The organism is Arthrobacter sp. B1I2, assembly GCF_030816485.1.
Classification (GTDB): Bacteria; Actinomycetota; Actinomycetes; order Actinomycetales; family Micrococcaceae; genus Arthrobacter.
In genome coordinates this window covers 536,085-553,722 of sequence record NZ_JAUSYC010000001.1, presented here as the reverse complement: position 1 = coordinate 553,722, position 17,638 = coordinate 536,085, and the positions used below count along the sequence as shown (strand labels likewise).

Sequence of the window (17,638 nt, the reverse complement as noted above, 5' to 3'; positions counted from 1 at the left end):
AACACCATGACTGCAGAACCAACTGCAACTGCATCCACCACGCCCGGCCGCGTCCTGGTTACCGGCGGCGCCTCAGGACTGGGCGCCGCCGTCGTCGACGCCGTTCTTCGCTCAGGCGGCACCCCGGTGGTCCTGGACCGCGACATCAGCAGCGTCTCCGGCGTGAAGGCGTTCGAAGTGGACGTCGCGGACCGGGCGGCCGTTGAGCACGCCGTCCGTGAAGCCGCAGAGACGCTGGGCGGCCTGGACGCGGTGGTCACCGCCGCCGGGATCGACCGCTGCGGCAAGCTGGCCGACGTCGAAGCCGCCGAGTGGGAAAAGGTGATCGGCGTCAACCTGATGGGTACGGTCTCGGTGGTCCGCGCCGCCCTGCCCTACCTCAAGGAAACCCACGGCCGCGTGGTGACCGTGGCGTCCACCCTTGGCAAGCGCGCCGTGGCGGATGCCACCGCCTACTGCGCCTCCAAATTCGGCGTGGTGGGATTCAGCCACGCCCTGGCCGCGGAAACCGGCGGCGAAATCGGTGTCACCACCATGATCCCCGGCGGCATGAAAACCCGGTTCTTCGACGACCGCACGGAGCAGTACAAGCCGCAGGACGACTCCCGGCTCAACGACCCCGCCAACACCGCGCAGGCCATCCTGTTCGCACTCAACCAGCCCACCGGCTGCGAGGTCCGCGAAATGCTGATCTGCCATGAGGAAGAGGGCTCCTGGCCCTAAGCCGCAACCGGCCACAACCACTCCGGTGGCCGCAGCAGGACCACCGGCACATAACCAGCACCGAAAGGCGGGAGGAACACCATGCCCACCACAGCCACCGAAACAACCGCAGGCAATGAGACAGTCGAGGGCTCCGGCATCACCATCCAGGACCCGCGAACCGGTGAAGTGCTGTGGACGGTGCCCGAAGCGGGCCCGGACGCAGTCAACCACGCCGTGAGCGTGGCGCGCGGTGAGGCGGCCGGCTGGGCGGCAACCGCACCCGCCGAACGGGGCGCCGCCCTCCGGGCAGCCGCAAAGGCCCTGGACGCAGCAGCCAAGGAACTCGCGGGGTTGAATGCCAGCGAAACCGGCCGGCCCGAAAACGAGGCCCTGGCCGGTATTGCCGCCGGCGTTTCCACCCTGGAACAATACGCAGAGCTGGGCCCGGTCCACCGCGGACACAGCCTCCGCGGCAACCGGCTCGCCTCCGACTACACGCTTGCCGAACCGCGCGGCGTGGCCGTCCTGCTGACCCCGTGGAACGATCCCGTGGCTGTGGCCTGCGGGCTGATCGGCGCCGCACTGGTCACAGGCAACACGGTCATCCACAAACCCAGCGAGCGGTGCCCGCGGCTGGGGGAGGCGCTGGGAGAGGTACTGGCAACGGCTTTTCCTGCCGGCGTCTTCCAGACCATCTCCGGGGGCGCAGGAGTGGGCGCGGCGCTGTCCCAGGCGGACGTGGACGTGATCGCCCATGTGGGATCCAGCGTCTCCGGTGCGCGGATTGCCCGCGCGGGAGCCCTTACCGGCGCCCACGTCATCAGGGAGAACGGCGGCAACGACCCCCTGCTGGTGGACCGCGACGTGGACCCGAGGTGGGCAGCGGAGCAGGCCGCCATCGGCGCTTTCAGCAACAGCGGCCAGATCTGCACCGCTGTGGAACGGATCTATGTCCACAAGGACATCGCCGCGGAGTTCTGCAGCGCACTGGAAGCCGAGGCCGCACTCCGCAACGGGAACGGCAGCGTGGCGCCGCTGGTGGACCTGCGGATGCGCGACGCCGTCCATGCCCACATTGCCGACGCCCTGGCCCAGGGCGCACGGGCCGTGGAAGGCGGTGCCCTTCCGGACGGGCCCGGCTCGTTCTACCCCGCCACCGTCCTGCTCCACTGCACCGACGGGATGCAGGTCATGACGGAGGAAACGTTCGGCCCGGTCGCCCCGGTGCAGGTGGTGGACACGTTCGACGACGGCCTGCGCCTGGCGTGCAGCGGCAAGTACGGCCTGGCAGCCACCGTCCTGAGCAGCAACATCGCGCACATCCAGCAGGCAGTGGCCGCGCTGCCGGTGGGAACCGTGAAGGTCAACGAGGTGTTTGGCGGTGCCCCCGGAGGCGCAGCCCAGCCCCGCGGCGAGAGCGGCGCAGGGTTCGGTTACGGACCCGAACTGCTGGACGAATTCAGCCAGGTCAAGGTGGTGCACATCGCCGCCCCGCCCGCACCGGCACCGTCGGGCTCCGCCAACGACCCGGAGCCCGTGGCCGGCAGCGATGAACAGGGCCGGCCATGAGCGCATCACCGGAATCCATCGACCTGTCCACCCAGCGGGCACTGTCCGACTGGCTCCCCGGCCGGCTGGCCGCGGAACAGCCCGCCATCCTGGTCATCGGCGACGTGATGCTCGACGGCTGGTGGAGCGGCAGCATCGAGCGGCTGTGCCGGGAAGCCCCCGCCCCCGTGGTGGATATCCAGTCCCGCGAATCGGTCCCGGGCGGCGCGGCCAACACCGCCATGAACCTGGCAGCCCTGGGAGCGAAGGTCTCGGTGGCCGGGATCATCGGCTCCGACGACGCCGGTGAGGACCTGCGCGGGCAGCTTGCCGCCGCAGGCATCGATGTCCAGCACCTGCACACCCACCCGGACATGGTCACCACCACCAAGATCCGGATCAGCAGCGGCGGGCAGGTGATGCTCCGCCTCGACGACTCGGCCAGGACTGTCCCGGCCGACGCCCTCGGCGCGCTCGCCGCCTCGGTGCGTGCCGCCGTCGAACGCCAGGACGCCGTGCTGGTGTGCGACTACGGAACCGGCGTGGTGGCGGACCCGGTCCGCACGGTCCTTGCCGACGTCCTTGGCAGTGGTACCGCCGGCGGGAAACGTCCGCTGGTGGTGGTTGACGCCCACGATCCGCGGCCCTGGGCTGCCCTGCAGCCCGACCTGGTGACCCCGAATGCGCAGGAAGCCGCGCGGCTGCTGGACCGGAAACTGCCGGAGGGCCAGGACCGGGTGGAAGCCGTGGGCGCGGAGTCGGAGGCGCTGCTGCAGGAAACCGGAGCGCAGGCTGTGGTGGTCACCCTGGACCGGGACGGAACCGTGCTGTTGATGCCCGACGGCGTGCGGCACCGGACGTGGGCCCGGCCGGCCGCAGAGAAACAGGCGTCCGGCGCAGGAGACACGTTCGTGGCGGCGCTGACGCTGGCCCGGGCCGCCGGGTTGCCGTTGACTGCCAGCCTGGACCTGGCCCAGTCGGCCGCCGACGTGGTGGTCCACCAGCCTGGCACCTCTGTGTGCAGCACTGCCCAGCTCAGCCGCTACCTGGAGGCCTTCGCGGATACTGCCCTGAGCGAGGACGAACTGGAGCGGCAGCTGGAGGTGCACCGCGCCCAAGGGCAGCGGATCGTGCTGACCAACGGTTGCTTCGACGTGCTGCACAGCGGCCACACCAGGTACCTCAACCAGGCCAAGCAGTTGGGCGACATCCTGGTGGTGGCGCTGAACAGTGATGATTCGGTGCGCCGGCTCAAGGGTTCCGGCCGTCCCATCAACAACGTGGCCGACCGGGCAGCGGTGGTGGCCGCGCTGAGCTGCGTGGACTACGTGACGGTGTTCGATACCCCCACCGCCAGCCCGCTGATCCGCCGCCTCCGGCCCGAGGTGTACGCCAAGGGCGGGGACTACACGCCGGAGATGCTGGCGGAGACCCCGGCCGTGGAGGAGTACGGCGGCCGCGTGGCCATCCTCGACTACGTTGCCGAACGGTCCACCACCGCCGTGGTGAAGCGGATCCGGGAGGGCGAAGGGGCCGTGCCCAGCAGCTGAAGTGCCAGCAACTAAGGTTAAAGCATGACTGAAGCGTGGCACGGGTAATGGCAAAACGCGGAAGGTCAGGGGGCCGGAACGGCATGCGTGCGGTGGCCGGAGTTGTGGAGGTGCCGGCCGGTTCCCGCCAAAGCGGACCTGTTGAAGGTGTCTACTACGTCGACACCGGCGACTGCGAGCTGATCGCCGACCAGGACAACTCCACCGGCTGGCTCCTGAAAATCAACGGCGTCATGAGCTCGCACATCGACCTCGCCGATCCGCTGTTCCTGGACTTCGAGTACATGCGGTGGATGGCGGCGCTCATCGAGTCCCGCTGGCCGCCGTCGGATGCATCCCCGGCAAAGCTGCGCGGGCTGCAGGAGCACAAGCTGCGCGGGCTGCACCTGGGCGGCGGGGCCTGCTCCATGGCGCGCTACTTCGCCGCGGCCTACCCGGATGCGCGGCAGGTGGTGGTGGAACTTGACGGCAAGCTGGCCGAGTACGTGCGCGGCTGGTTCGACCTGCCCAAGGCGCCCCTGCTCCGGATCCGCGTAGGGGAAGCCCGGGCCGTGACGGAGACCCTGACGGCCCATACCCGGGACTTCATCATCCGCGACGTCTTTGCAGGTGCCCACACCCCGCGCCCGCTCACCACCGCGGAATTCAACGGGCACGTCAAACGCGTCCTGGCCCCTGGCGGACTCTACGTTGCCAACTCCGGGGACGCCCCTGACCTCAGGAACGCCCGGGAGGACGCGGCCACCATCGCGGCCACCTTTGCACACACGGTAATCATCGCCGATCCCGCCATGCTGAAGGGCCGGCGCTACGGAAACATGGTGATGGCCGGCAGCGACTCGCCCATTGTTGAAGACCCCCGGCTGCGGCGCCGGCTCCTGGGTGGTGCAGTACCCGCGCACCTCTGGGACGACGCCCAGGTCCGTGCGTTCGCGGCCGGAGCCCCAGTCCGCCACGACCCCGTGCCGGAAACCTAAACCCGGCCCAGGAGCGCTTCGCGGTGTGCGGCCATCTGTTCCCGGAGGGCCTGCACGACGGCGGCAACGGCTGGCCGGCGCAGTGAATCCGGGCGCAGGACCATCCAGTAGGGGAGCAGTTCACCGATCTCACTGGGCAGCAGGCGGACCAGGTCGCCATGGAGGTCCGCCATGAAGCACGGCAGAAACCCGACGCCCGCGCCGGCCCGGGTTGCCTCCACGTGGACGAACACGTTGGTGGAGGTGAGGCCGTCACGCATGGCCGGAACCAGCCGGCGCGGCGCGTCGAGGTCGTCCACCTGCAGCATCGAATCCACGAAATAGACCAGCGGATGCCGGTTCAGTTCGGCCACGGTTGCCGGTGTCCCGTGCTCCGCGAGGTAGGCGCGGGAGGCGTACATTCCCAAGCGGTATTCACCCAGCCGGATGGCCTCGGCGCGGTGCACCTGCGGCTCACCCACCACCACCTCAATGTCCAGCCCGGACCGCTGCTGCAGGGCACGGCGGGTCATGGTCACTACCTCAACGCTCAGGCCGGGATGGTCCCGGCGCAGCCGCGCCACGGCAGGGGCGGCAATGTACGCGCTGAAGCCATCAGTCGCGGTCATGCGTACGACGCCGGTAACCGGGTCGGGTGCCTGGCCGGCCGGCCCCAGCGTGCCCAGCACCGCCTCCACCTGTTCCGCCGCCTGCACGGCCCGTTCGCCGAGCTCCGTCAGTTCCCAGCCGCCGGCGGCCCGGGACAGCACCCGGCCGCCGAGCGCTTTCTCCAGGGCAGCGATCCTGCGGGAAACCGTGGTGTGGTTCAAGCCCAACGCCTGGGCCGCCGTCGTGAACCTGGCGGAGCGTGACACCGCGAGGAGGACCAGGAGGTCATCGGGGTTCGCATTCATATCTGCAATTGTGCACACGTTCAGTGCCGCTTTGGGCATTGAAGTGCCTGCTTTGTGCAGCAATACTCATCTGAGTCACTTGTGCTGGAGATCACAGCACGTGTCAATGTGGACACTGAGGAGAACCATGAGCGTTGAGCAACGCCGGGCAAACGAAGCCGGGCATGCACCCAAAGGATCAGGACTGAAGAAAATCGTTGCCGCCTCCATGGTGGGCACAGTGGTGGAGTGGTACGAGTTCTTCCTCTACGCCACCGCCGCCACCCTGGTCTTCGGCAAGTATTTCTTCCCCGCCACCGGCAATGAGCTGGACGGGATCATCCAGGCCTTCCTGACCTACGCCGTGGGCTTCATCGCCAGGCCGCTGGGCGGCATCGTGTTCGGCCAGATCGGTGACAAGCTGGGCCGCAAACCCACCCTGCAGCTGACCATCGTGATCATCGGCGTGTCCACGTTCCTGATGGGCTGCCTCCCGGGCTTCGCCGACATCGGGTACCTTGCCCCTGCGCTGCTGGTGGCGCTGCGGTTCATCCAGGGCTTCGCTCTGGGCGGCGAATGGGGCGGAGCAGTCCTCCTCGTGGCCGAACACAGCCCGAACAAGACCCGTGCCTTCTGGTCCAGCTGGCCCCAGGCCGCCGTCCCGGTTGGCAACCTGCTGGCCACCCTGGTGCTGTACATCATGTCCACCACGCTCAGCAGCGAGGCGTTCCTGGGCTGGGGCTGGCGCGTGGCCTTCTGGCTTTCCGCAGTGATCGTCTTCGTCGGCTATTACATCCGCACCCACGTCAGCGAAGCGCCCATCTTCCTTGAAGCCAAGGCGCTCGTGGAAAAGGAACAGGCCGTCAGCTACGGCGTGTTCGAGGTGGTCCGCAAGTACCCCAAGGGCATCTTCCAGGCCATGGGCCTGCGGTTCGCGGAAAACATCATGTACTACCTGGTGGTCAGCTTCGCCATTGTCTACCTCAAGAGCGTGCACAAGTACGACACCTCATCGCTCCTGCTGGCGCTGCTGATCGCCCACGTCATCCACTTCGCCGTCATCCCGCAGTACGGCCGGCTGGCGGACCGGATCGGGCGCAAGCCCGTCTACCTCGCCGGTGCCATCCTGGGTGCCACCTGGCCGTTCTTCGCCTTCCCGATGTTCGACACCCGCAACGCAGTGGTCATCGTCCTTGCCGTGACCATCGGCCTGTGCCTCCACGGACTCATGTACGCCGGTCAGCCGGCCATCATGGCCGAGATGTTCCCCACCCGGATGCGGTACTCCGGCGCGTCCCTCGGCTCGCAGGTCACGTCCATCTTCGCCGGCTCGCTGGCACCGCTGCTGGCCACCCAGTGGCTGAAGGACACCGGCTCATGGGTGCCCACCGCCATCTACCTGGTGGTGGCCTGCGCCATCACCGTCGTGGCAGTGCTGAGCCTGCGTGAAACCAAGGGCATCGCACTGGAAGACGTGGACAAGGAAGACGCCGCCCGCGAAGGCCTGCTTTCCGCCGGGCACCGCTGAGCTGCCGGGCCACCGGACCGTTCGGGCGCACAAAGGAGAACTGCAATGGACAACACGTTGAATGGACGCAAGGCGCTGGTCACCGGCGGTGCCAGCGGAATCGGCGCGGCGTGCGTGCGCGCACTCGCCGCCCGGGGAGCGAAAGTGGTGGTGGCCGACGTCGACTCCGCCGCTGCTGCGACACTCGCCGATGAGGTGGGTGGCACCGCCTGGGCCGTGGACCTGCTGGACGTCGACGCCCTGGCCACGCTGAGCCTAGACTGCGACATCCTGGTCAACAATGCCGGGATCCAGCGCATCAGCCCCATCGAGGAGTTTGATCCGGCGGAGTTCCGCAGGATCATCACCCTGATGCTGGAGGCCCCGTTCCTGCTGGTCCGGGCGGCGTTGCCGCACATGTACGCCAACCAGTTCGGCCGCATCATCAATCTCTCCTCGGTGCACGGTATCCGTGCCTCCCCGTTCAAGAGCGCGTATGTCTCCGCCAAGCACGGCCTGGAAGGGCTGAGCAAGGTGACGGCGCTGGAGGGCGGGGAGCACGGTGTCACCTCGAACTGCGTGAACCCCGGCTACGTGCGCACGCCGCTGGTGGAGAAGCAGCTCGCCGACCAGGCCCAGGTGCACGGCATCCCCGAGTCCGAAGTCCTGGCCAAGGTGATGCTCACCGAATCCGCCATCAAACGCCTGGTGGAGCCGGAGGAAGTGGCATCGCTGGTGGCCTGGCTGGCGTCCTCGGACGCGGGCATGGTGACCGGCGCCAGCTACACCATGGACGGCGGCTGGTCCGCGCGCTAGGAGAGGCAGAGTTTTTGGACACGTACGGGGACTTTGCCGGCCTGGAAGCCCCTTTATCTGTCCAAAAACTCCAAGCTAGTCCAGGAGCCGGACCAGCCGGTGGTCGTAAAAGAAGACGCCGTAGGTGGTCTTCACCCCCACTGATCGGCGGTCCCGCCATACGACGACCCCTTCGCGCCTGCCGCTGAAGGGGTCGTCGCCTATGACCGTGTCCCCTACCCGGTAAGGGCATTGCGGGCTGAACGCCCGCGCCATCCGGCCCAGGGCCCGGCCCAGTACATCGCGGATGCTGACGGGCTCGCCCATACGGGAAAGATCCTGTGCATAGTTGTCCGTGCCCACGTGACCAACTCCTCCAGGCGGCAGCCTGCCGCTTGCTAACGGTGCTGGTTGGCGGAACGCTCCCAGCAGAGGATGGTCCTCCCATTCCGGCCGCCACCGTACGACTACGCTATGCGCTATTCACACCAGCAACATCAGTAACAGGTACTCGAATTCCGGGGGCAGTACTACTTGCCTTGTCCAGTCCCGTTGATGATGTCCTCGGCGTTCTCGAACGCCCAGGCAACCAGCGGCACCAGGAGTGCGCCCACTTCGTAGCCGCGCTCCGTGAGGCTGTAGTCCACCCGGGGCGGGATGACGGGCTGGGCGTTCCTGCTGACCAGCCCGTCGCGCTCAAGCGTCTTCAGCGTTTGTGCCAGCATCTTCTCACTGATGCCCTCGGCCCGCCGTCGTAAATCACTCCAGCGCTGTTCCCCCTCGGACAGCGCGAGCAGGATCAGTACGCCCCATTTGCTGGTGATGTGGTCCAGCAGTGTCCGGCTGGGGCACCCGGCGGGGAACACGCCGTCGGCAAAGGCCTGCGGGAGGGGAACGGCGTGCGGAGGTGCTTCCATGCCCGCCAGCTTACCTAAAGGTCAGTACCTTACTTCAAAGTGCGTACTCACTAATGGGAAGTTACAGCGGAACGCGGGGGTTATGCCCTCTGACAGAGCAAAACCCCCGAAAGGAACCATCGTGAGCATCGTTGTTACAGGCGCCACCGGACAGCTGGGCCGCCACGTTATTGAAGCCCTCCTCGAACGCGGAGTACCTGCGGGAGACATCGTCGCCGCCGGCCGTTCCACTGGAAAACTGGCTGATTTCGCCGGGCGTGGGGTGCAGGTGCGGCCCATGGACTACTCCGACGACGGTTCGGTGGCCGCTGCCCTGAAAGGCGCCCGGCGGGTGCTGCTGATCTCCGGCAGCGAAGTAGGACGGCGGGTGGAACAGCACCGCACCGTGATCGATGCCGCCAAGGCCGAGGGCGTGGAGCTGCTGGCCTACACCAGCATCGCCAATGCGGACACCACGGGCATGAAACTGGCCGAGGAACACAAGGCCACCGAGGCGCTGTTGCGCGACTCCGGTGTTCCGTTCGTCCTGCTGCGCAACGGCTGGTACCTGGAAAACTACACGGAGCAGCTGCCCGGAACCCTCGCCCAGGGCGCGCTCGCGGGCAGCGCCGGAGAGGGTAAGGTCAGCGGGGCCGCGCGGGCCGACTACGCCCACGCCGCCGCCGCGGTGCTGGTGGCGACTGGCCAGGCCGGCAAGGTCTACGAACTGGGCGGTGACCGCCCGTTCAGCATGGCGGAGCTGGCGTCCGAGATCAGTGCAGCCACCGGCAAAACCATCACCTACAACAACCTGCCCGCGGAGGATTATGCCGGCCTGCTCGCCGGGGTGGGTGTGCCCGAGGCGTTCGCGGAGATCCTGGCGGACTCCGACCTGGGCATTGCGCGCGGCGATCTCCTGGTCAGCACCGGGGACCTTCGCAGGCTGATAGGGCGTCCGACGACGTCCCTCGGCCAGGCGGTCCGTGCCGCCGCGACGGAGGTGCAGGAGTAAGAACAGGCAGGTGCCCGGTCCGCTGTTTGGACCGGGCACCTTTCGTTGTGGACGGGCCTTATTTGCTGCTGCGGGCCGTCCCGACCACCGGCAGCGGCGACGTTTCGTCCTCAAGGTGGGCCCGGCGTCGTCCGTCGCCTTTGATCCACAGGCGGTACGCCACGACCAGCAGCCCAAGCCAGGCTGCGCCCACGTACAGGGCGATGCGGGTGTCCTCGAATGCACCCAGGATGGAGATCACCAGCACCATGAACGCGATGGTGAGGACAGAGGCAGCGGGCCACCACGGGGACGGGAATTCCGACGCCGGCAGGCCCCCGCGGGCGATTTCCCGCTTCATCGCAACATGGGACGCGAGGATCATCACCCACACCCACACCGTGGCAAAGGTGGCAATCGAGGCAATCACCAGGAACACGTCCTCCGGGATGACCGCGTTGAGGACCACTCCCACCAGCAGGATCCCCGCCATCATGACCACTGTCATCCAGGGCACCCCATGACGGGAGACTTTGCCGAAGGCGGCCGGTGCGTGGCCCTGGTTGGAGAGCCCGAAGAGGATGCGCCCGGCTCCAAAGATGTCGCTGTTGATGGCCGAGAGTGCGGCAGTGATCACCACCGCATTCAGGATGTGGGGGGCTGCAGGGATGCCCAGGCCGCTGAAGATCTGCACGAACGGGCTGCCGCCGGTGCCCACCTGGTCCCACGGGAAGAGGCTCATCAGGACTGCCAGGGTCAGGACGTAGAACAGCAGTACGCGGACCGGGACGGTGTTGACGGCCTTGGGAATGACCTTTTTGGGGTCCGCTGCCTCGCCGGCCGTGATGCCCAGGGTCTCGATGCCGCCGAAGGCGAACATCACCACGGCGAACGATGCCAGGAGGCCTTCGAAGCCATTGGGGAAGAAGCCGCCGTGCTCAACCAGGTTGCCCAGTCCCGGGGTAACTGTGGAGCCGCCGCCCTGGAAGCCGAACACGATCAGTGCCGCGCCGCCGGCAATCATGGCGATGATGGCCGCGACCTTGATCAACGAGAACCAGAACTCGAGTTCGCCGAAGACCCTGACGCTGAGCAGGTTCAACGCGGCGAGGAAGCAGATGACGGCCAGGATCCAGATCCAGCGGTCCACCTGCGGGAACCAGAAGCCCATATAGATGCTGAAGGCCGTGACGTCGGCGATGGCCACGATGGCCATCTCGAAAACGTATGTCCAGCCGGTCACAAAGCCGGCAAGGGGGCCAAGGTACCGGCTCGCGTACTGGCTGAAGGAGCCGGACACCGGATGCCGCACAGCCATTTCGCCGAGGGCGCGCATCACCATGGACACGGCTGCGCCGCCAATGATGTAGGCCAGCAGAACGGCCGGGCCGGCTTTCTGGATGGCGGAGGCTGAGCCATAGAAGAGGCCGGTGCCGATCGCCGATCCCAGGGCCATGAAGCGGATGTGCCGGACGTTGAGTCCCCTGTTGAGGACGTGTCCGACGGCGCCAGTTGGCTTGTGCTTTTCGGCCGCGGTTTCGTTCCGGGTTGGGGTTGGAGCTGGTTGCATGCAAATACCTTCTCGTCATCGGGAGGGGAGCCGGTTACCAGCACACCATTTCCATGCAGGACGTGACGGGCCTCACGGGCGCTTGGTGTCTTTCATTCCAGACGAACAGCTGATCCGTCTGCTTTTCCGGTCCTGACCTGCATAACCCTTGACTCGACTCCGGCTTTTCCATAGCGTGAGGGGCCGCCGGTAGCTGGGCGGATGAACTGCTTGAGATTGTGCCCAGTTCCTGGCTGAAGGAGATTGACGTGCAGGCTGTTGTGCAGGACCTCTATGGATCCGCAGATGTGCTGGAGTTGCGGGATATTGCCCGGCCTCAGCCTCGCGACGGCGAGGTATTGATCCGCGTGCGGGCGGCCGGCGTGGACCAGGGCGTATGGCACCTGATGACCGGGCTGCCGTACCTGGTCCGGCTTTTCGGCTACGGCCTGAAGAAGCCGAAAGTTCCCGTGCGCGGCCGGGAAGTGGCCGGCGTGGTGGAAGCAGTTGGGTCTGGAGTGACCCGCTTTGCTCCTGGGGACGAGGTGTTCGGGACCTGCGACGGATCCTTTGCCGAGTACGTCTGCGCCAAGGAGGACAAGGTGGCCCGTAAGCCCCTGAGCCTCTCTTTCGAAGAAGCGGGGGCGGCGCCGATCTCCGGCGTCACCGCCCTGCAGGCCGTCCGCGACGCCGGCCACGTCACCGTCGGCCAAAAGGTGCTGATCCTTGGAGCGGGCGGGGGAGTGGGGTCCTTCGCGGTCCAGCTGGCCAAGGCCTTCGGAGCAGAGGTGACGGGTGTGTGCAGTACCGGCAAAGTTGAGCTGGTGCGTTCCCTCGGGGCGGACTACGTCATTGACTACAGGACTTCGCATATCGCGGGCGCCGGGAAGCTGTACGACGTCATCCTGGACACGGCCGGCAACCGGCCGCTTTCCCTCCTGCGACGCCTGCTCGTTCCCAAAGGGACGCTGGTGATCATCGGCGGCGAAGGGGGTGGCAAGCTGACCGGCGGATTTCAGCGCTCCCTTGTTGCGCCGCTGGTCTCCCTGTTTTCCGGCCGGAAGTTCAAGGGCCTTGTCGCAAAGGAAACGTACCTGGATCTCGAGGCCCTTGCGTCGCTGATGGAAGCCGGCAGCGTCAAGCCCGCGGTGGACAAGGTCTTTTCCCTTGCGGAAGTACGGGACGCCATCCAGTACCTGCACGAGGGGCGGGCCCGCGGCAAAGTGGTTGTCAGGGTCTGAGCCGGCGCCGTTATCCAGGGACTCCGGCTCCCGCCGTGCATGGCCAGCAAATTCCCGTGGTCCAGGCTGCCTCGGCCAGGGAAGTGATGGGCGCCTGAAGCAGGGCACCGTGGGCGGGCCGGCCAAGCGCGGGCACGTCGGCTGCTCAGGCACGTCCCGGCTGCTCAGGCCTCCCTCGCCGCAGCTTCGATGTTGGCACGGTGGGCAGCCCATTCCTGCGGGCTGCGCCTGCTGAGGTTCGAATCCCCTGGACGCTGCCCGGCGCTGCCGTCGATGAGTTCACGCAGAATGTCTGCGTGGCCCAGGTGATGGGCACGTTCGGCACAGTTTGTCGAGCAGGTTGTCGCGCCGGACCCGGAGATAGCGGTGCAGCGCCTCTTTTTCATCCATTGCGGGACTCTATCCAAGGGAGCATGTGGGGTCAGGAAGGGAAAGCAGTCCGGCCAGTCCCAACGGAAGGCGACAGTCTGGTATTTCAGACAGTCCCGTAGGTTTCCGGGCTGGCCCGAAGCCGGGAGGAGGGCATGCTTAAGTACGGGATCCCGGATAGCCATGGGATGTGCCACGAGAAGCCAAGGAGGGCCCGGTGTTAGTAACCGAAGCAAGGCCGCAGGCCGGCAACGAACCAAGGGCAGCATCATCAAAGGTGGCGTCCAAAGTCCCTGCCGCTGAAAATACCCTTCGCATCCTCAAGTTGCTGGCGTCGCGGCGCGGACCCATGGCTGCGTCGCAGATCGCGGCCAGCCTGGACCTCCCCCGCTCCAGCGTCTACCACCTGCTGGGGGTTATGGAGGCGAACGGATTCGTGCTCCACCTCCACGAGGAGCAGCGTTACGGGTTGGGCATCAGCGCCTTCGAACTCAGTTCCGCGTACTCGCGGCAGGAGCCGCTGTCCCGGCTGGGCCGCCCTTTGCTCGCCTCGCTCGTGGACGCGATTGGCGAGAGCGCACACCTTGCCGTCCTGCATGGACGGGACGTTCTGTACATCGTGGAGGAACGGGCCAAGAACCGCCCGTCCCTGGTGACCGACGTCGGCGTTCGCCTTCCCAGCCACCTCACTGCCAGCGGGCGCGCCATCCTTGCCGCGCTGCCCAAATCGCAGGTGCGTGCCCTGTACCCGAATGCCGCGGCCTTCACGGCCCGGCATGAGGTGGAGGGCGCCATCATGAAGTACTCCGCGCTGTCCTCCCACCTGGACCAGGTCCGGCAGCGCGGCTACGCCACCGAACACGGTGAGGTCACGCCCGGCTTCGGCTCCATTGCCGCTGCCGTCACGGACCATCTGGGCTGGCCCACGGCCGCCGTCGCAGTCACGTTCCTGGAGGACAAACTGCCTGCTGAAGAGTGGCCGGTGCTTGCCGCCCGGGTCCAGAAGGTGGCGGACGAACTTTCCCTGCGGATCCACGGCCGCCCGGCCAAATGAACACCCTGAAATGAACCCGCACGGTTGTCTCGGATTCCGGACAGCTCGGCCTCAAAACCCCTGTGAAGCCCCTCATCAAAGGGCTTTAGTTGATACAGAACTTCTTTCCTCCCACAGATACATCACAAGAAGGAGCCCATCATGGCACCCGCCGATTTCACCACCGGTGCCCGCCCGGTCAAAGCAGCCCGCGGCACCGAGCTCACCGCCAAGTCCTGGCAGACCGAAGCGCCGCTGCGCATGCTGATGAACAACCTGGATCCCGAGGTGGCAGAGCGCCCCGATGACCTGGTGGTCTACGGCGGAACCGGCCGTGCTGTCCGTTCCTGGGCCGCCTTCGACGCCATCACCCGCACCCTGGAGACCATGGAAAAGGACGAGACCCTCCTGGTCCAGTCCGGCAAGCCCGTCGGCGTGTTCCGCACCAACGAATGGGCCCCCCGCGTGCTGCTGGCCAACTCCAACCTGGTGGGCGACTGGGCCACCTGGCCCGAGTTCCGCCGGCTCGAAGCCGAAGGCCTGATGATGTACGGCCAGATGACCGCCGGGTCCTGGATCTATATCGGCACCCAGGGCATCCTGCAGGGCACCTTCGAGACCTTCGCCGCGATCGCCCGCAAACTCACCGGGGATGAGAACGGCACGCTCGCCGGCACCCTCACCCTGACCGGCGGCTGCGGCGGCATGGGTGGGGCCCAGCCCCTCGCCGTCACCCTGAACGACGGCGCCTGCCTCATTGTCGACGTCGATGAGACCCGCCTGCGCCGGCGCGCCGGCAAACGCTACCTGGACGAGGTGGAAACGGACCTCGGCGCCGCCATCGCCAAGGTGCAGAAGGCCAAGGAGGAGCGCCGCGGCTGGTCCGTGGGCTACGTGGGCAACGCTGCCGAAGTCTTCCCCGAGATCCTGCGCCGCCACAAGGCCGGCGAACTCACGGTGGACATCGTGACGGACCAGACCTCCGCCCACGACCCGCTGTCCTACCTGCCCGAGGGCATTTCGGTGGACGAGTGGCACCGCGAGACTGAGGCTGATCCCGAAGGCTTCACCAAGAAGGCCCAGGCATCGATGGCACGGCACGTCCAGGCCATGGTGGAATTCCAGGACGCCGGGGCCGAGGTCTTTGACTACGGCAACTCCATCCGCGATGAAGCCCGCAAGGGCGGCTACACCCGTGCCTTCGAGTTCCCCGGCTTCGTCCCGGCGTATATCAGGCCCCTGTTCTGCGAAGGGCTTGGCCCGTTCCGCTGGGTGGCCCTGTCCGGCGACCCGGAAGACATCCGCGTCACCGACGAAGCCATCAAGGAGCTCTTCCCCGAGAACAAGCACCTGCACCGCTGGATTGACGCCGCCCAGGAACGCGTCGAGTTTGAAGGCCTGCCGGCACGCATCTGCTGGCTCGGTTACGGTGAACGCGCCAAGGCCGGCCTGCTGTTCAACCAGCTGGTGAAGGAAGGCAAGGTCAAGGCCCCCATTGTGATCGGGCGCGACCACCTGGACTCCGGCTCCGTCGCCTCCCCGTACCGCGAAACCGAGGCCATGGCGGATGGCTCCGACGCCATTGCCGACTGGCCGCTGCTGAACGCCCTGCTCAACACGGCGTCCGGCGCCACCTGGGTCTCGATCCACCATGGCGGCGGCGTGGGCATCGGCCGCTCCATCCACGCCGGGCAGGTCTCGGTCGCTGATGGCACCGACCTTGCCGCGCAGAAGCTCGAACGCCTCCTCACCAACGATCCCGGCATGGGCGTCATCCGCCACGCCGACGCCGGCTACGAACGCGCCGTCGACGTTGCCAAAGAACGCGGCGTCCGCATCCCCATGATCCCCACGGACCCCCTAACCTCGCAAGCTCGGCCAGGGAACCCTGTCCGCGTGGCCCCAGAAAGTAAATAACATGACCGCATTAACCCACGAACCGCTGACCGTCACCCTTGGCTCAGTCGGCGTCACGCCTGAGGATGTGCTCGCCGTCGCGCGCCACAACGCGAAGGTGGTGCTCTCAGAGGCAGCCCTCGCGACGGTTGCCACGGTGCGCGCCCATATCGACGACCTCGCCGCCAGCGACGTCCCGGCCTACGGCATCTCCACCGGCTTCGGCGCCCTCGCCAACCGCCACATCCCCACCGAACTGCGCACCCAGCTCCAGAAGTCCCTGATCCGCAGCCACGCCGCCGGCATGGGGCCGGCGGTGGAACGCGAAGTGGTGCGCGGCATCATGTTCCTGCGCGCCAAGACCCTCGCCTCCGGCCGCACCGGCGTCCGCCCCGTGGTCCTGCAGACCATGGTGGACGTCCTCAACGCCGGCATCACCCCCGTGGTCCGCGAGTTCGGCTCGCTGGGCTGCTCCGGTGACCTTGCGCCGCTGTCCCACTGCGCCCTGGTGCTCATGGGTGAAGGCGAGGCGGAAGGGCCCGACGGCGTCACGTACGGCGGGCGGGGAGAGCGGCCTGTCGCTGAGCTGCTGGCAGAACACGGCATCGAGTCGGTCACCCTTGCCGAGAAGGAAGGGCTGGCGCTGGTCAACGGTACCGAGGGCATGCTGGGCATGCTCCTGATGGCCATTGCCGACCTTCGCCAACTGCTGACGACGGCGGACATCACCGCCGCGCTCAGCGTCGAGGCGCTGCTGGGCACCGACCAGGTATTCCTGCCGGGACTGCACGCTGCGCTCCGGCCGCACCCCGGCCAGGCGGCCAGCGCGGACAACATGCTGCGCGTGCTGTCCGATTCGCCGATCGTCGCTTCGCACCGGGTGGGGGACTCCCGGGTCCAGGATGCCTACTCGCTGCGCTGCGCCCCACAGGTTGCCGGTGCCGTCCGCGACACCGTTGACCACGCGGAACTGGTGGCCACCCGGGAACTGGCTGCAGCCATCGACAACCCCGTGGTCCTGCCCGACGGCCGCGTCAGTTCCAACGGCAACTTCCACGGCGCCCCGGTGGCCTACGTGCTGGACTTCCTGGCCATCGCGGTCGCGGACCTGAGCTCCATCGCTGAACGCCGGACCGACCGGATGCTGGATCCTGCCCGCTCGCACGGCCTGCCCGCCTTCCTCGCGGCCGATCCCGGCGTGGACTCCGGGCTGATGATCGCCCAGTACACCCAGGCCGGCCTGGTTTCGGACAACAAGCGGCTCGCCGTTCCGGCGTCCGTGGACTCGATCCCCAGCTCCGCCATGCAGGAGGACCACGTATCCATGGGCTGGCACGCGGCGCGGAAGCTGCGCAAGGCGGTGGAGAACCTCCGCCGCGTCCTGGCCATCGAGCTGGTGACCTCGGCCCGGGCCCTGGACATCCGGACGCAGCTCTCAGGCGGGGTCCTTACGCCGGGGCCTGCGGGCGCCGCCGTCGTGGCCGCGCTCCGCTCGGTGGTGGACGGGCCGGGGACGGACCGGTTCCTGTCTCCGGAACTGGAAGCGGCTGACCGGCTGGTCGCCTCGGGGGACGTGCTCCGGGCGGCCGAATCCGCCGTCGGACGCCTTGCCTGAAACCGAAGAATCTTCAGCGTCTTCTTCGTCTCCGTCCGAAGGGTGGAATTTCCGGCGCCGCGGCACACCGCGGCGCCAGGAGTGTAGTAGAACT

At 67.3% G+C, this 17,638-nt stretch carries 16 protein-coding genes; 11 read left to right on the top strand and 5 right to left on the bottom strand.

Annotated features, from left to right (window positions below; all coding sequences use genetic code 11):
- Positions 1-6 precede the first annotated feature (6 nt).
- The 4 genes from QFZ57_RS02555 to QFZ57_RS02540 all read left to right on the top strand — a co-directional run bounded on the left by QFZ57_RS02555 (position 7) and on the right by QFZ57_RS02540 (position 4,780).
- Positions 7-723 (top strand): SDR family oxidoreductase, encoded by a 717-nt coding sequence (locus QFZ57_RS02555; RefSeq protein WP_306628903.1) that lies wholly within the window; start codon positions 7-9, stop codon positions 721-723.
- Between the two features lie 81 nt (positions 724-804).
- Positions 805-2,274 (top strand): aldehyde dehydrogenase family protein, encoded by a 1,470-nt coding sequence (locus tag QFZ57_RS02550; RefSeq protein ID WP_306897698.1) that lies wholly within the window; start codon positions 805-807, stop codon positions 2,272-2,274.
- Positions 2,271-3,803 carry a D-glycero-beta-D-manno-heptose 1-phosphate adenylyltransferase gene (gene rfaE2, locus QFZ57_RS02545; RefSeq protein WP_306897696.1) on the top strand — a complete coding sequence of 511 codons (1,533 nt, stop codon included), beginning with the start codon at positions 2,271-2,273 and terminating at the stop codon, positions 3,801-3,803. The genes QFZ57_RS02550 and rfaE2 overlap by 4 nt, the downstream gene beginning before the upstream one ends.
- A 47-nt stretch (positions 3,804-3,850) precedes the next feature.
- Positions 3,851-4,780 (top strand): spermidine synthase, encoded by a 930-nt coding sequence (locus tag QFZ57_RS02540; protein WP_306628900.1) that lies wholly within the window; start codon positions 3,851-3,853, stop codon positions 4,778-4,780.
- Here the strand turns inward: QFZ57_RS02540 and QFZ57_RS02535 are convergent.
- The gene (locus QFZ57_RS02535; protein ID WP_306628899.1) at positions 4,777-5,673 is read right to left on the bottom strand and encodes a LysR family transcriptional regulator; all 897 of its coding nucleotides are present in this window, start codon (positions 5,671-5,673) and stop codon (positions 4,777-4,779) included. The two genes, QFZ57_RS02540 and QFZ57_RS02535, sit on opposite strands and share 4 nt — an antisense overlap.
- 127 nt (positions 5,674-5,800) lie before the next feature.
- Here QFZ57_RS02535 and QFZ57_RS02530 point away from each other — a divergent pair, with 127 nt between their 5' ends.
- Positions 5,801-7,180: an MFS transporter gene (locus QFZ57_RS02530; RefSeq protein ID WP_306897693.1), complete on the top strand. Its 1,380-nt coding sequence runs from the start codon at positions 5,801-5,803 to the stop codon at positions 7,178-7,180.
- Between the two features lie 45 nt (positions 7,181-7,225).
- Entirely contained in the window at positions 7,226-7,975 is a 750-nt protein-coding gene (locus QFZ57_RS02525; protein ID WP_306628897.1) for a 3-hydroxybutyrate dehydrogenase, read from the top strand.
- Positions 7,976-8,050: 75 nt separating this feature from the next.
- On the opposite strand, the gene QFZ57_RS02520 is transcribed toward QFZ57_RS02525, so the two are convergent.
- Both QFZ57_RS02520 and QFZ57_RS02515 read right to left on the bottom strand, forming a co-directional pair.
- Positions 8,051-8,317: a hypothetical protein gene (locus QFZ57_RS02520; protein WP_306897691.1), complete on the bottom strand. Its 267-nt coding sequence runs from the start codon at positions 8,315-8,317 to the stop codon at positions 8,051-8,053.
- Between the two features lie 167 nt (positions 8,318-8,484).
- A complete protein-coding gene (locus QFZ57_RS02515) occupies positions 8,485-8,871 on the bottom strand; it encodes a winged helix-turn-helix transcriptional regulator (protein WP_306897690.1) in 387 nt (128 codons plus the stop codon).
- Positions 8,872-8,992: 121 nt separating this feature from the next.
- Here QFZ57_RS02515 and QFZ57_RS02510 point away from each other — a divergent pair, with 121 nt between their 5' ends.
- The gene (locus QFZ57_RS02510; protein ID WP_306897688.1) at positions 8,993-9,862 is read left to right on the top strand and encodes an SDR family oxidoreductase; all 870 of its coding nucleotides are present in this window, start codon (positions 8,993-8,995) and stop codon (positions 9,860-9,862) included.
- A 58-nt stretch (positions 9,863-9,920) separates the two neighbouring features.
- Here QFZ57_RS02510 and QFZ57_RS02505 read toward each other — a convergent pair whose 3' ends face one another.
- On the bottom strand, positions 9,921-11,411 hold the full coding sequence (locus QFZ57_RS02505) for an amino acid permease (RefSeq protein WP_306897686.1): 1,491 nt from the start codon (positions 11,409-11,411) through the stop codon (positions 9,921-9,923).
- A gap of 248 nt (positions 11,412-11,659) precedes the next feature.
- Between QFZ57_RS02505 and QFZ57_RS02500 the strand changes: the two genes are divergently transcribed.
- Positions 11,660-12,631, top strand: a complete 972-nt coding sequence (locus tag QFZ57_RS02500; RefSeq protein ID WP_306628892.1) for an NAD(P)-dependent alcohol dehydrogenase — start codon at positions 11,660-11,662, stop codon at positions 12,629-12,631.
- Positions 12,632-12,795: 164 nt separating this feature from the next.
- On the opposite strand, the gene QFZ57_RS02495 is transcribed toward QFZ57_RS02500, so the two are convergent.
- Positions 12,796-13,017, bottom strand: a complete 222-nt coding sequence (locus tag QFZ57_RS02495; protein ID WP_373461171.1) for a hypothetical protein — start codon at positions 13,015-13,017, stop codon at positions 12,796-12,798.
- Positions 13,018-13,217: 200 nt separating this feature from the next.
- On the opposite strand from QFZ57_RS02495, the gene QFZ57_RS02490 reads away from it, so the two are divergent.
- From QFZ57_RS02490 to hutH, 3 genes are all read left to right on the top strand, one after another.
- Complete coding sequence (locus QFZ57_RS02490) at positions 13,218-14,054, top strand: IclR family transcriptional regulator (protein ID WP_373461170.1); 837 nt, start codon at positions 13,218-13,220, stop codon at positions 14,052-14,054.
- A gap of 141 nt (positions 14,055-14,195) precedes the next feature.
- Positions 14,196-15,950, top strand: coding sequence for a urocanate hydratase (hutU, locus tag QFZ57_RS02485; RefSeq protein ID WP_306897684.1), 1,755 nt, complete (start codon positions 14,196-14,198; stop codon positions 15,948-15,950).
- A gap of 1 nt (position 15,951) precedes the next feature.
- A complete protein-coding gene (hutH, locus tag QFZ57_RS02480) occupies positions 15,952-17,544 on the top strand; it encodes a histidine ammonia-lyase (protein ID WP_306897682.1) in 1,593 nt (530 codons plus the stop codon).
- Positions 17,545-17,638 lie beyond the last annotated feature (94 nt).